The sequence below is a fragment of the Mesorhizobium sp. B1-1-5 genome, assembly GCF_006443065.1.
In the GTDB taxonomy this organism is placed as follows: Bacteria; Pseudomonadota; Alphaproteobacteria; order Rhizobiales; family Rhizobiaceae; genus Mesorhizobium.
Window position 1 is genome coordinate 1 of the sequence record NZ_VFWS01000051.1, and the last position, 13,693, is coordinate 13,693.

10 protein-coding genes are annotated in these 13,693 nt (G+C 66.7%); 4 read left to right on the forward strand and 6 right to left on the reverse strand.

All coding sequences use genetic code 11. The annotated features are described in order from the left end of the window. Positions 1 to 226 precede the first annotated feature (226 nt). From FJ980_RS16715 to FJ980_RS16730, 4 genes are all read right to left on the reverse strand, one after another. The gene (locus FJ980_RS16715) at positions 227 to 451 is read right to left on the reverse strand and encodes a hypothetical protein (RefSeq protein WP_140544568.1); all 225 of its coding nucleotides are present in this window, start codon (positions 449 to 451) and stop codon (positions 227 to 229) included. A 96-nt stretch (positions 452 to 547) separates the two neighbouring features. Then, a complete protein-coding gene (locus tag FJ980_RS16720; protein WP_246676437.1) occupies positions 548 to 1,768 on the reverse strand; it encodes a GNAT family N-acetyltransferase in 1,221 nt (406 codons plus the stop codon). Between the two features lie 9 nt (positions 1,769 to 1,777). Further along, a complete protein-coding gene (locus FJ980_RS16725) occupies positions 1,778 to 3,085 on the reverse strand; it encodes a hypothetical protein (RefSeq protein WP_140544570.1) in 1,308 nt (435 codons plus the stop codon). Continuing rightward, positions 3,082 to 4,266 (reverse strand): glycosyltransferase family 4 protein, encoded by a 1,185-nt coding sequence (locus FJ980_RS16730; RefSeq protein ID WP_140544572.1) that lies wholly within the window; start codon positions 4,264 to 4,266, stop codon positions 3,082 to 3,084. The genes FJ980_RS16725 and FJ980_RS16730 overlap by 4 nt, the downstream gene beginning before the upstream one ends. 354 nt (positions 4,267 to 4,620) lie before the next feature. Here FJ980_RS16730 and FJ980_RS16735 point away from each other — a divergent pair, with 354 nt between their 5' ends. Then, positions 4,621 to 5,808 carry a DUF1972 domain-containing protein gene (locus FJ980_RS16735; protein ID WP_246676438.1) on the forward strand — a complete coding sequence of 396 codons (1,188 nt, stop codon included), beginning with the start codon at positions 4,621 to 4,623 and terminating at the stop codon, positions 5,806 to 5,808. Further along, positions 5,805 to 7,076 (forward strand): cellulase family glycosylhydrolase, encoded by a 1,272-nt coding sequence (locus tag FJ980_RS16740; protein ID WP_140544576.1) that lies wholly within the window; start codon positions 5,805 to 5,807, stop codon positions 7,074 to 7,076. Before FJ980_RS16735 ends, FJ980_RS16740 begins: the two co-directional genes overlap by 4 nt. Positions 7,077 to 7,157: 81 nt before the next feature. On the opposite strand, the gene FJ980_RS16745 is transcribed toward FJ980_RS16740, so the two are convergent. Together FJ980_RS16745 and FJ980_RS16750 are read right to left on the reverse strand one after the other, a co-directional pair. After that, positions 7,158 to 8,423, reverse strand: coding sequence for a VpsF family polysaccharide biosynthesis protein (locus FJ980_RS16745; protein WP_140544626.1), 1,266 nt, complete (start codon positions 8,421 to 8,423; stop codon positions 7,158 to 7,160). A 55-nt stretch (positions 8,424 to 8,478) separates the two neighbouring features. Further along, positions 8,479 to 10,572 carry a Wzz/FepE/Etk N-terminal domain-containing protein gene (locus FJ980_RS16750; protein WP_140544578.1) on the reverse strand — a complete coding sequence of 698 codons (2,094 nt, stop codon included), beginning with the start codon at positions 10,570 to 10,572 and terminating at the stop codon, positions 8,479 to 8,481. A gap of 239 nt (positions 10,573 to 10,811) precedes the next feature. On the opposite strand from FJ980_RS16750, the gene FJ980_RS16755 reads away from it, so the two are divergent. Together FJ980_RS16755 and FJ980_RS16760 are read left to right on the forward strand one after the other, a co-directional pair. Beyond that, positions 10,812 to 12,344, forward strand: coding sequence for a formyl transferase (locus FJ980_RS16755; RefSeq protein ID WP_140544580.1), 1,533 nt, complete (start codon positions 10,812 to 10,814; stop codon positions 12,342 to 12,344). Then, entirely contained in the window at positions 12,341 to 13,603 is a 1,263-nt protein-coding gene (locus FJ980_RS16760; protein ID WP_140544582.1) for an NAD(P)/FAD-dependent oxidoreductase, read from the forward strand. The genes FJ980_RS16755 and FJ980_RS16760 overlap by 4 nt, the downstream gene beginning before the upstream one ends. The last annotated feature ends 90 nt before the right edge of the window (positions 13,604 to 13,693 follow it).

Sequence of the window (13,693 nt, forward strand, 5' to 3'; positions counted from 1 at the left end):
AAGCATGACAACGGCAAGGCTGGCGGGACAGCGCCCCCCTCTGTCCTGCCGGACATCTCCCCAACGAGGGGGGAGATTGGATGTCGCGCCGGTTTTCGCCAATCGCCCACATTGCAGGAAAAGCGGTGCCGACGAAGCTGCTGATCTCCCCCCTTGTGGGGGAGATGTCCGGCAGGACAGAGGGGGGCGCTGTCCCGCCAGCCTTGCCGTTGTCATGCTTAGTCGCTCAATCGTCAACAGCCGGCGTCAGTTCCAGTTCGGCGGGCGAAAGCCCTTGCCGCAACTGGCTCAGCCGGAACTCGTCGACCCAGTAGGCCTCGCCGTCGACCAGCACGCGGGCGCTGTAGGAGCCGCCGGAAAAGCGCTGCGCGGTCACATAGACCTTGTGGCGCTCAAGCGCGGTCTTCACCGCGGCGCGGCGGGACTTTTCTCTGGCGACGGGACTGGCCATGGCCTCACTCGAGCACGCTGCCGCTCCGATAGCGGCTGCCCATAAGGATGGCGGAGAGCGGGATGTGAGTCAATTTGCCGGGTGAAGGCGGCCCATTCACCGCCCCGCACGCAGCCGCCGCCAGCGCTGCATCGCCTCCTGCGCGACCTTGAACAGGCGTGGATTGGCGCGCACGAAAGCCACGCCTCGGCCACGGTATTTGATGGCCTCGCTCGCCGCCATGCCCTTCGGCGTGATGCCGTAGCAAAGTTCGGACAGAACCGACTTCACCGCGCCCATATGTTCCTTGTAGCTCTGGTTGCCGACCGACAGGTCGAAATAGTCGAACCCTTGCCCGCGCCCCCATCTGATCAGCTCGCCCATGATGCAAAGTCCCGGCGAGACATTGGGAACCGCACCCTGGTCGATCGCGACCAGCAGCGCGTGCAGGGTGCCCAGATGAACCGCCAGATATTGGACCGCGACCATCGCGTCGCCAGCGCGCAGGCCGAAGATCCGCACCGAACCGTCGGTCAGGCCGCGATGCGCGGTCTTGCGGTAGAAATCGACGACCGGCGGCTGCGCCAGCAGATCGAAGCGGCCGAGCTCGCGAAAACGGCTGAGCCGCATCTCGACCAGCTTGTCGAAGGTGGAATCCACCAGGGCTGGCGTGTCGGCCTCGACCAGGGCCAGGCCGCCATTGCGATCGAGCCGGCGCAGGTCCTTGTTGAGCGCCTTGACGAAGGACGGGCGACAGATGCGCTTGACGACGGTTTCGGCGTCGCCATCCATGGCGATGCCGTAGTGGCAATGTATGGAATCGCGCGCCGGAGAAAGCAGCGCCAGGGGATTGGCGATGCCGCCGATCTGTTTCGGGATACCGACGATATGGATGCGGTCGGCCGGCGGCAGCACGGAAAGCACCGCCGCCCATGCGGCCTCGGCGGATTGCCTGGTCCAGGGCGTCGCGTCGGCGAGCAACGGCGCGGAATAATCGCACACCCCGCAGCTCAGCCACTCGATCACCCAATGGTGGAATGCGCGGCGCCGCATCAACGGCACCAGCATTCTCAGCTCGCCCGTGGCGGCGTCCCTCACCTCGACTATGGCGAGATCGGCTTTTGGCGGCACAAGCCCTTCGACGATCCCTTCGGCCCAGGCGAAATGCTGGTGGCCGGTGCACACGCCCTCTGTCTCGAGACGCAGCCAGAGCGGTTTGACCGCTTCGAGGCTGGTGTGCAGCTGCGCCACATAAGCGCCGCCAGCGGCGTGCACCGCGGCCTCGTCGCCGGCCAAGCCGGTCGTCATCGCGGCCATCGGCATTGCCTGGCTTGTCACATCATTCTCCTATCGTCTCTGGACTGCCAGCGTGGCCGCACGGCGCCAGGCGCCGAACACGCTGGGGCGCTGCTCGTTCGGGTGCTTGGAGTTCCACATACGGTGAGCAGCGAAATACCATGAGGCCACAAGCACGAAGGTCTCGGAGACCGCGGCTCCGGCCAGCGACCATGTCGACGGGGCGACGGCCAACAGAATCCCGATCGCCGCCAGCCCGACAATCGCGCCGGCCATGGTGATGAAGGCGACGATGCGGAAATCGCCAAGGATCTCGAGCACCACGCGCGGCATGACATAGGCCATGATCGGCACGAAGTTGGCGATGGCGAAAAGCCCGATCAACCCGACCGAGGCATGCTGCAGCGCCTGGGATTTGATCATCGGCAAGATGAACAGGATGCCGCAACCATAGGCCAGGCTGCCGAGCCCCATGACGAGCGCCCAGATCTTGGCCTGCGTCCACACGCGGTCGAACTCCTTGTTGCGCGCCAGCTTTGCGAGTTCCGGCTGGGTCATGTTCGAGAAGGCAAGGCTGGAGATGCGCAGCGGCGCAAACAGCACCAGCACCGCCGCCAGCGGCGCATAGGCCGCGGGTCCGGCGATGCCGGCGACCAGCAGGGCCAGGCATTGCCCCTGGATGTTGGTTGTTGTGGCGCTGAACCCCGACCAGCGAAGCTGCGGCCAGAGCTTTGCATAGCGCCGCAAGGTCGGCGCACGAAAGGAGATACGCAGCCTGCGGCGCGCCAGCCTCACCAGCACGGCGATGCCGACCATGTTGGCCACGGCAAGCGCGTAGAAGGTGACCTGAAGCGCGTCCGCGAAGAGCCAGATCGCCGCTCCTGCGAGCACTATGCCAGCGATCGTGAACGCGGCGTCGCTGATGGAGACGACGAGCTGCATGCGGCGCGCGAAGAAGGCGGTGCGCATGTGGCTGCGCAGCGACCAGGCCCCGACGAAGCAGGCGGCGCCGATGCCGCTCGGGTCGCCCAGGAGCCGCATCAGCAGCCCGGTGCCCAATCCCATCAGCAGCGCCACCACCAGCGCCGCCGATCCGAAGGTCACGTCGTAGGCGTCGACGCCGGCGCTGTTGGTGCTTTTGCTCATCCATACGGTGGCGGGAACGGCGGTGAGCGAGCGGATATAGGACAAGCCGACGCCGCCCATCACCATGGCCAGCGCGAAGAGGCCGTAGCCTTCCGCCGACAGAAGATGCAGCAGCGCGATATTGAGGGCGAAATGGAAGCCGCTCTGCATCGCCTCGCCGCCGATCATCAGCATGAGGCGCCGCACCAGATGGGCCGGGAAGGTGAACTTCACGGGCTCGTCTCCGCCTCGCGGGCGACGCGCGCCCGCCCCTGCCGCGGCGGCGTCGCCTTCAGCTTGTCGGCCACGATCGCTACGATCGCCGCGGCGGCGATCGGCTCGCTGAAGAGCGCCTCGTAGCGCGTGCGACCGGCGGCGGCGAAGCCGCGCCAGAGGTCCGGCCGCAGGATGATCTCGCCGAGCTTGCCGGCAAGGGCGGCTGCGTCGCCCGGCGGCACATGCCAGCCGGTCTCGCCGTCGGCCACCACTTCCACTAGCCCGCCGATCGCCGACACCAGCGGCGGCCGTCCCCAGCCCATCGCCTCGATGGCCACGCGGCCGAGCGATTCCGGGCGGCGCGACGGCACCGCGACGATGTCGGCCCAGCGATAATGGTTAGTGGGGTCGGAGACGAAAGGCAGCACCTCGACATGCCCGGTCAAGCCCATGCGTCCAACCAGCTCGGCCAATGCCTGTTCGCGCTCGGCGCTTTCGAAGGCGCCACCGACGAGGCGGACCTCGACACGGTCGCGCAACTCGGCGGGAAGCGAGGCGACGGCTTCGAGCAGCACCTCCTGCCCCTTTATGCGGTTGACGCGGCCAAGCAGCAGGACCTTGAGCGGCCGGTTGCCGTCATAAGTCATCGGCAGTGCCGCGGCGGGACCGGCAACGCCGTTATAGACGACATGCGTGCGCCGCCCCTTGGCATCGAGGGCCGGCGGATCGCCGAAGGCGGCGCGCGTTGCGCGCGAGTTGAAGATGAGATCCGCCTTGCTCCAGCGCATCAAGGCGACAAGCACCTTGCGCAGGACGCCCTCGGGAATCTCGTGGATGTGCAGCAGCGTCTTGCGCGGCAGGAGCCGCGCGGCCAGCGCATAATCGGCGATGATCGAGGTGTTGATATAGGTCAGGTCGCTGCCCCGCATGCGCCGCCAGGCCCGCCAGAGCGCCGCCGGCAGCCGCGCCATCTCGACGGTGGCGAGCTTGAGCATCGCCTGGCGCCTGAGCACCCAGAGCGGTTCGAACACGATGCGGCTGGCATGCGGCTTGAGGATATCGACGATCGGTCCCTCGCGCGGCAGCACGACCTCGATCTCGGCGGCCGGAAACGCGGCGCGCAGCGCTGCCACGCTCTCCGCGAAGCTGCGGTCCGAACCATAGAGCTCGTAGCCCTGATGAACGCAGGCTATGCGCATTGCTATCTTTCCACCTTGCACCCCGAGTCCGCTCAGCACCGGACCCTTCAAGCGCGGAAGGAACTTCATGCCAAATCCGCACGCCGCTCTACCAGCGGTGGCCACTGCAGGCCCGGGAGCAAGGATCGTGCCGGTCCCGAATGTCCGGCCGCGACCCAGGAACCCCAGCCGTGCCCCATATCGATACAGATACGTGGCGAAAGTTGACCGATGATGAAGCAAGCGAGGTAGCTTGAAGAGAAATTTTACACCTTCATGTGAATATTCGCCCTGGGGCTACCCTGGCACGGAAGTTGCTGGGCGTGTCATTGCCGTAAACAACAACTATGACCGGACCCTGGGGATTCCTTTATTTTGAAACCGGAACGACCTTTCACCCTGATCGAAAAGCCTTCGATCCTGATCCTGGGGACGCGCGGCATTCCGGCTTCTCACGGCGGCTTTGAAACCTTCGCCGAGCGGCTGGCGCTTTTCCTGGCCGGACGCGGCTGGAGGGTCGGTGTCTACTGCCAAAAGGAGGTCGCGCGCGTCGGGCAAAGGGTGACGAGCGAGACCTGGCGCGGCATCGAGCTCATCACCATCGAGGTCGCTTCCAAGGGTCCCCGCGCGACACTGGAATTCGACTGGCAATGCGTGCTCGACGCCGCCAGGCGGCCGAGCGTGTGCCTGGTGCTCGGCTACAATGGCGCGGTGTTCCTGACCTGGCTCAGGCTCATGCGGCGCAAGATCATCACCAATATGGACGGGATCGAGTGGCGGCGGCCGAAATGGGGGCCGGCGGCGCGCAGCTGGTTCTGGCTCAACGAATGGATCGCCGCCTGGGTCTCGCATCGGCTCATCGCCGATCACCCGGCGATCGCCGACCATCTGGCCACAAGGCGGCGGCGCGGCGCCATCGCCACCATCGCCTATGGCGCGGACCCGGTGACCTCGGCGCCGGAAGAGCCCGTTCGCGCGCTCGGGCTCGAACCAGGCAAATACCTGATCTCGATCGCGCGGATCGAACCCGACAACAACATCCTGCCGATCATCGAAGCCTTTCGCAGCCGCGATCGCGGCGACGTGAAGCTGGTGGTGCTCGGCACGCTCGACGACGACATTCCCTACCACCGCGCCGTGCGCGCGGCGGCAGGGACCACGGTGATCATGCCCGGCGCGATCTACGATCAAGCGACGGTGCAGGCGCTGCGCTATCATGCGCGCGCCTATATGCACGGCCACACCGTGGGCGGCACCAACCCCTCGCTGGTCGAGGCGCTTGCCGCCGGCAACATGGTGATCGCGCATGACAACCGCTACAATCGCTGGGTCGCCGGCGAGGCGGCGATTTACTTCAGCGATGCCGACAGCCTGAGCCATCGGATCGACGAGCCGCTGGCCGACGACGCGCTGGTGGCGCGCTGCAGCAAGGCGGCGCGAACGCGGGCCCGCGAGGCTTTCCGCTGGGAAGACGTGCTCATTGCCTACGAGAAGGAAGCGCTGCGGCAACTCGGCGTCACCACCGCCGTGCCGGCGAAAGCCGACCGCGCCAAGCACGCATGACCGGTTGGTCGCGCCGCCGGCTCCTCGGCGCGGCGCTGGTCGCGGCAATAGCGCCGCTGGCGAGCGCGCTTCCGCCACTGTCATCTCCGGCGCGTGCCGCCGGCGCATGGCCTTTCAGGCGCGGCGTCAATGCCTGGCCCTGGTTTGCGCTGACGCGCGAATTTCCTGCACCCCGCACCGACTATGACTGGCCGCCTTTCCAGTCGCAGCGGCCGGTGCCGACGCCGGCCGACCTTGCCCGGCTGCGCGCCAGCGGGCTCGACTTCATCCGCCTGCCTGTCGATCCGGGGCCGTTCCTGGCCGCCGACGCGGGCCGCCGCGCCGACCTCATGGTGATGCTGAGCGCGGCGGTCGAGGCAGCGCTCAGCGCCGATCTCGGCATCATCGTCAATATTCAGGCTAGCGGCGCTACGCATTACTGGAATCCCGACCGCATGTATTCCAGCACCGGCGCGCCGGAATTCGCGCGCTACCGGGTCTTCGTCGGCGACGTTGCCGGCACGCTGGCGGACATGGCGCCCGGCAGGATAGCGCTAGAGCCGGTCAACGAGCCGCCGCAGGACTGCTCCTCCGGGCTGTGGCCCAAGGTGCAGGCGGCGCTGCTGAGCGCGGCGCGGGGCTCGGCGCGCAACCTGCCGCTGCTCGCCACCGGCGGCTGCGGCTCGATGGTGCGGGGCCTCGCCGCGCTCGATCCGGGCCCGCTGGCGGCCTTCGAGCCGATCCTGTTCACCTTCCATTTCTACGAGCCCTACCTGTTCAGCCATCAAGGCGCGCCGTGGATGCGCGAGCCGGTCTACCGGGCGCTGAACAATGTGCCGTGGCCAGCCTCCGCCGGGACGCTGGAAAGAACGCTGGCCTCGGTCAGGACAAGGATGGCGCAAGATTCCGGGACGTCTGACGAGGCCAAGAAAGCCGCGTACGAAGAGACCCAAAAGGTGCTCAAAGTCTATTTCGATGCGCAGCCCGACCGCCGCTTCATCGACCGCTACCTCAAGCAGGTGAGCGACTGGGCGCAAACCCATGGCATCGCGCGCGAGCGCATCATCATGGGCGAGTTCGGCGCGCTGCGAACCGATGCACGATACACAGCCGCGCCCAACCCGGACCGCGCCCGCTACATCGGCGATGTCCGGCAGAGCGCCGAAGCCTTCGGCTTTCCCTGGGCATTCTGGGACCTGTTCGACGGCATGGGCATGATGGACGACACCACCCGCGCGCTCGACCCGGCAATGGTCAAGGCGCTGGGGCTGAGGATGCCGCGCGCTTGATTTGCTGAATCACCAAACCGCGCTAAGGGTTTGGTTTCATGCAAGAGCGGCCGAGAAGCCCGCGCTTGTCTCGCGGCGTTCCTACGCCTGCGTCCTTTGACGCGCAACAGGCCTCACCGGCCGATAAAGCGCCAGCGCTATAACCACGAATTTGGTCATCAGCGTCGTCTTGGAGGCGATGCTTTCGGAGGTGTTGAGCAGGATGAGCCAACCCAGCATCGGCAGCCAGATGCCCGAATGGCAGCGGCGCGCGACCTCGTGCATGAACAGCGCGAAGCCGAAGAAGATCAAAAGCGTGAAGAACGCTCCCTGGTAGAGCGTCAGACGCAGGATCGGATTCTCGATGCCCTGCTCCAGGCCGGTGATGCGGCGCATGCTGTCGAGCAGGTCGACATCAGGCCCGACGATCAGGTCGCGCAATTCCAGATGCCTGAAGAGATCGAACATCTCGACGCGGGCGTTGGCGCTGCCGCTGTCGGAGACGAAACGTTCGAGCAGCGCGTCGAAGAAGCCATAATAGCCGGCTAGCGCAATGGCCAGCGGCAGGAGCGCGGCGAGCATGATCACCAGCGCGGCGCCCAAGAGGTTGACACGTCCGGTGCTGAGCTGCGCCACTCCGCGGATGAGCACATAGACGCCTCCGAGCAGGATTGTCAGCACCATGCCCGAGCGGCCGCCGAAGGCGACCAGCGCGCAGAACTGCAGGCCGACAAGCGCCAGCCTGAGCGGCGTCGACAGGGAACGCGAGCCGGACAGCAGCGACAGCACATAGATCGAGGTGACCGTGGCATTGGAGAGCGGGTGCCCCTGCAGCGCCGTCGAGCGCAGATCGTTGACGAACACCGCGCCGTCGAACCTGTAGGGGAATACCAGATGCTTGGTGCCGAACTCGAACAGCGCCAGCAGTGCGTTCGCGGTCATGACGACATGGATGACTGCCTGCAGCCAGGCAAAGGTCTTCTCGTCATCCTCGCTCAGCAGCAGCACGATCAGCGCCGGGGCGACGAAAGTGTCAATCATGCCGGCCATGCCGGGGCGCTGCCTGAGGATGACGACGAAGAGAAGCACGGTCGAGATCACCGCCATCAGCATCGTGGCCGGCCGCCTGTTCGTGACATGGACCACATAGCCGACCGGATTGCCGAAGATGCAGGAACGCCAGACGAAGACGAGCACGAAGAGATAGGTGGACGGGTGGATCTTGCTCAGCGGGCTGCCTTGCAGGCCGTCGTAATTATAGCCGGCGAGCCACAGCATGCCGCCAGAGACGGAAAACAGAAGCAGCACCGCTACAATCAGGCCAAGACGGGTCAGCGTGTCGACTGGGACAGTGCGCGGGCCCGCCATGCCATAGCCCGAAGCCGGAACAGGCCGGGCGGGACCAGCCAGGATCGAGGCCATGTCAGGCCGCCTCGTCGACCAGCATGGCGCCGGTCGGCAGCCGCCCCATGACGGAGACCGCTTCCGAGGTCGCGGCGACGTCGCGCATCGGCGTCGCGTTCAGCCTGGCGACGAGCAGGATCTCGTCGGCCATGGCGACCAGCGGCAGGACGTTGAGGTCGTCGGCAAGCGCGCCGCCGTCGACGACGACGAGCTCGAAGCTGTGATTGGCCTCGGCCAACATGCGATGGGCGAAATAGAGTGCCTGCGATTCCTGGAACACCGCGGCCGGCCGACCCCGGCTGACCAGCGCCACGGAACTGCCCGGCGCATAGCGGCTGACCGCGTCGAGCGGATATTCGCCGCGCAGCACGTCGAGCACGCCGGGCTGCGGGTCCTTCTGGCCCTTGCCGGCATTGATGTCGATGAACAGCACGCGGCGCCCCCTGGCCGCCGCCGCGTTGGCGAGCTGCCATGCCACCCTCGACCGCTCAGCCTTATCCTCGGGCGGCGACGCCACCAGGATGGAGGGTACCAGAGGCCAGTCCGGCGGGCGCCTGGTAGCGGCGGCGATGCGCTGCAGCGCGAGCCCGGCCACGGCGTCGGTCTTCTGGGCCGCAGCGCCGGAGCGGCGGCGCCCCTTGCCCGGCAGGACGCCCAGCACCGGCGCCTCGATGGCCGACTGCATCTGATTGGCGGAAAGCACGGTCGGCGAGAGATATTCGGCGATCAGCGCCATGCCGATGCCCAGCGCCAGCCCGCCGAAGATGGCGCCGAAGATAAGCAGCCCCTTCGGCGGCCAGCTCTTCTTCAGCGCCGGCATGGCCTGCGAGATGATGCGGGCATTGGTGCTGTTGACGTTGGTCTGCTCGCGCGTTTCCTGGGCGCGCTGCAGGTAATTGGCATAGACGGTGCGCACGGCGTCGAGATCGCGCTGCAGCTCGCGCAGCCTCACCGAGGCCTGGTCGGTGTCGAGCGACTTGCCTTTCAGGGACGCAACCTTGGCCTCCAGCGCCTGCTGGTTGGCCGAAGCGCGCTCGTAATCGGTCTCGGCGGCGGTAACGAGGCGGCCGAGCTCACGCGAAATCAGCTTGCGCAGGTCGCTGAGCTGCTGCTGCGCGGAGATCATCGAGGGATGGCGCGGCCCGAGCTCGGTGCCGAATTGCGAAATCTGGTCGACCAGCGTCGCCTCCTGCGCCCTGAGGCTCGCAATCACCGGCGAGCGCATCGCCTCCGATGTCGCGTCAGGCGCGCCGCCCTGCCGGCGCAGCTGGTCGACCTGTGCCTTGAGCTGGGCCGTACGGGTCTGGGCGGCTGTCAATTGCGTGTTGAGGTCGGTCAGTTCCTGGTCGCTGACCAAATTGCCGGCCGCCATCACCATGTTGTGCTCGGCCTTGTAGGTCTCGACGGCGTTGGCCGCCTGCTCGACGCGCCTGCGCTGGTCTTCCAGCCGGGCGCTGATCGCGTCGGAGGCGTCGGCCGCGGCCTTCGAGCGCGCTTCGGCCTGGTCATCGAGATAGGCCTGCGCGATGGCGTTGGCGAGTTCGGCCGCTAGGTCGGCGCTCTTGGCCGTGATGATGATGTTGAGCACCAGCACCTTGTCGTCTCGCTTCACCGCCAGGCGGCGGCGCAGCGCGTCGAACGTTTCAGCTGTCCTGTCGCCGTCGCCGGAGTCGAAGAACATGCCCAGCCAGCCGCCGAGCCCGCCCTGCCCGTTGAAGTCCGGGTTCTCGGTCAGGTTGGTCGCCTTGATGGCGCGCAGCAGGACGCCGTTCGATTGCGCCACACTCACCTGGCTTTCGACCTGAGTGATGCCGCCATCGGGCGAGATGCGGCTCGGATTGACATCGTTGGTGACGACCTGGAGGTCTTGCGGATCGATGATGATCTGCGCCGTCGAGGAATAGAGCGCCGGTGTCAGGAAGGCGTAGATCAGCGTCGCGATGGTGAGCAACGCGACGGTGGCGAAGATCAGCTTGCGGCGGCGCAGCAGGATGCGGCCGAGATCGCCAAGCTCGACCGTGGCGGGCGCGGGCGCAGGCGCATAATAGGCCGGCGCCGGCGCGATCGCCTCCGGAGCGTTCTGCTGAGGCACCATGAGCAGGGGTGATTGCAAAGGTCGCTCCGAGAACGCTCCATCGGCCGGCAAACGAGAAATGCGGCGTTGGTCTAGCTATTCCCGGCAACGATTAAAACACTGTTAATTATGTTCATAAATTGAGGCCGCTCTGGCACGAAGTTTGCACCAACGCAGTAGAATCTAAGTGCAGCCTAAATTGGAGACATCGTGCGCATGCGGCGGGAATTTGATCTGGCCAGCCGGGTCGGCGGCACCGGATGTGCCCGGGGCTGGCGATGCGCTTGACCCTGCGCCTCGACGGCGATTGCGTGCGCGCTTTTCATATAGCGCTGGCCGAGCGGTTGTCGCTGCTGCCCGGCGTGGAGCTTGCCGTCGACGCCTGTCCGGCGGCGGGCGGCGTGCCGCGCGCAGCCGAAGCGCTGTTCCAGCTTGAGACGCTGATCCATCGCCTGCCCGCCAATGGGACGGCCAGGCGTGTGCCGCTTTCGGCACTGGCCGGCCATGCGAGAGCGTCCGCGCCGGCCGACCTCACTATCGATCTCATCGGCGACGCCGAGCCGCAGGGCAGACGGGTCTGGCGGCTCGCCTATGACGGCGTCTGCGGCGAGCAGGCCCTCCTGGCGCTGATCCTTGCCGGCCGAACGCCGCTGGCCCGCCTGGAACAGAACGGCGCGACAGTCGCCGAGGGACGGCTCGGCACCGAATATCACGGCATCGCGCTGGCCTCCTTCCAGGACGTGCTGGCGCGCAGCGCCAGCCTGATCGTCGCGGCGGTCAACGGCGCCGCCCGCTCGTCGCTTCCGGTGCTGCCCGAGCCGCCATCCGAGACGGCGCCGCCAGCCATGCCGCCGGCCACGAAGCTCGGAGTGCGTGCGGCCAAGGCGACGGCACGCCGCATCGTCCAGCAGATCTACCATCTGTGCTACAACGCCCCGCATTGGCGCGTCGGCTGGCGCGAGACCGGCGGCAAGGATCTCTACGAGCTGCGCGCCCATCCGCAATCCGGCTGGCGCGATTTGCCGGACGACGGCAGCCGCTTCTACGCCGACCCATTCCCCGTGCTTTACCGCGGCCAAGTGACGCTGTTCGTCGAGGACTACATCCACCGCACCGGCAAGGCGATCCTGTCGGCAGTGGCGTTTGGCCCGTCCGGCCCAGTCGGCACTCCGAAGCCGGTTCTGGAGCTGCCCTACCACCTCTCCTACCCCTTCGTGTTCGAGCGCGACGGCGAGATGTGGATGGTGCCGGAAAGCTCCGCCAACCGGACCGTCGACCTCTACCGCGCCACCGCCTTCCCGGGCGGCTGGGTGAAGGAAGCGACGCTCCTGTCGGATATCGTCGCCAGCGACGCCACGCTTGTCGAGCATGGCGGGCGCTGGTGGATGTTCGCCACCGTACGCGACGGCGGCGGCGCCTTCTCGGACCAGCTGCATCTGTGGTCGGCGCCGGATTTCCGCGGGCCGTGGACGCCGCACCCGAAGAACCCGGTTATGATCGACATCGCATCGGCGCGGCCGGCGGGCCGCATGATCAGCCGCGGCGGCCAACTCCTTCGCCCGGTGCAGGACTGCCGCAGGAGCTATGGCGCCGCGCTCGGCATCGCGCGTGTCACGCAGCTCGACGATAGCGGCATGGAACAGGTCGTCGAAACGATCGTCAATCCTGGCGCTGGCTGGGCCGGACGCAAGCTGCATACACTGAACGAAGCGGGCGGGATGGAATTCATCGATGGTTCGGCAATGGCGCCGCGCTGGAAACGCATGCAGAGGCAGGATTCCATGCCTAAGGGCGGTGGAGAAAAGACATGAGCATCGCAGAGGACCGCGAAGCAACCGCCGTGCCGGCCGGCCAGGCCGAGGTCGAAGTGGCGATCGTCGGCGCGGGGCTCGCCGGAACCGTGCTGGCGCTGTCGCTCGCCAAGGCGGGCCGCAAGATCGCGCTGGTCGATCCGCATCGTGTCCATCATGACGAATTCCGGGCCGAGAAAACTCGCGCGGAGCAGATGGGACTGTTCGAGAAACTCGGCCTCGGCCCGGTTTTCAGGTCTCTCGTCACCCCGATGACAGACGTCCATGTCTTCCGCTTCGGCCAGCTGTTCGAGCGCAAGCGAGGCTGGGAGTACGCCTTTTCCTACACGCCGCTGGTCAACGGCCTGCGCGCGGCGCTGCCTCCGCAAGTGCCGCTGACGATCGGCAAGGTCGCCGAGGTCTCTACGGGACCGGACCGGCAGCGGCTGGTACTCACCGACGGCTCGGTGATCGATGCCCGGCTGCTGGTCGTGGCCACCGGTTATAGCGAGGCGGTGCGGCGCACGATCGGCGTCGAGCGCGTCGAGGAATCGAAGGCGCATTCGCTGACGTTGGGGTTCGATCTCGCGGTGACGCCGCAGGAATTCGGCTTGCCGTCCCTCACCTTCTACGGAAGGCGGATCGCCGATCGCATTGCCTTTCTTACTATCTTCAGGATCGGCGAGCGGATGCGCGCGAACATGTTCGTCTACCGGACCGTCGCCGATCCATGGGTGCGGTCGTTTCGCGAGGACCCGCAAAAGATGCTCCGGGAGTTGATGCCGGAGATCGCGACTCGATGCGGCAACTTCGCCGTCGCCAGCGAGGTCGAGGTGAGGCAGGTCGGCCTGACGACGACGCAGGGCCATCGGCGCGACGGTGTCGTCTTCATCGGCGATGCGTTCGCCACGACCTGCCCGGCGCAAGGCGACGGCATCCACCGGGTGCTGACCGATGTCGATTGCCTCAGCTCGACGCATATCCCCGCCTGGCTCGAGACGCCCGGCATGGCGGCCGACAAGATCTGCGCCTTCTACGACGATCCGACCAAGATCGCCGCCGACGCCAGGGCCATGCGCGCCAGCATCTACGCAAAGCGGATAACCACCGAGACGGGGCTTGAATGGCGGCTGCGCCGCCTGCGCAACAACACCGCGCGGCGCTTGATGATCTTTGCCCGTCGATTCCGCGAGGCGGGAAAATCGGGTGACGCCGGACCTGGCCCAGAGGGAACTGCTTTCGACCAAACCGGCAAGGCGCCGGCCGGCCTGGGAACATGATCGTGAGCGATCTTACCAATCCGTAAGTCGCGATCCCTGGCAAAGCTGGTTTCGATCGTGGCGAGCAGTGTCTCCTGCTCGGCGGGACAG

Excerpts from the sequence above, each read along its gene's own strand:
- FJ980_RS16745 (WP_140544626.1), bottom strand. The coding sequence starts at position 8,423 with ATGGCGGGCCCGCGCACTGTCCCAGTCGACACGCTGACCCGTCTTGGC.
- FJ980_RS16740 (WP_140544576.1), top strand. The coding sequence starts at position 5,805 with ATGACCGGTTGGTCGCGCCGCCGGCTCCTCGGCGCGGCGCTGGTCGCG.
- FJ980_RS16755 (WP_140544580.1), top strand. The coding sequence starts at position 10,812 with ATGCGCTTGACCCTGCGCCTCGACGGCGATTGCGTGCGCGCTTTTCAT.
- FJ980_RS16760 (WP_140544582.1), top strand. The coding sequence starts at position 12,341 with ATGAGCATCGCAGAGGACCGCGAAGCAACCGCCGTGCCGGCCGGCCAG.
- FJ980_RS16715 (WP_140544568.1), bottom strand. The coding sequence starts at position 451 with ATGGCCAGTCCCGTCGCCAGAGAAAAGTCCCGCCGCGCCGCGGTGAAG.
- FJ980_RS16730 (WP_140544572.1), bottom strand. The coding sequence starts at position 4,266 with ATGCGCATAGCCTGCGTTCATCAGGGCTACGAGCTCTATGGTTCGGAC.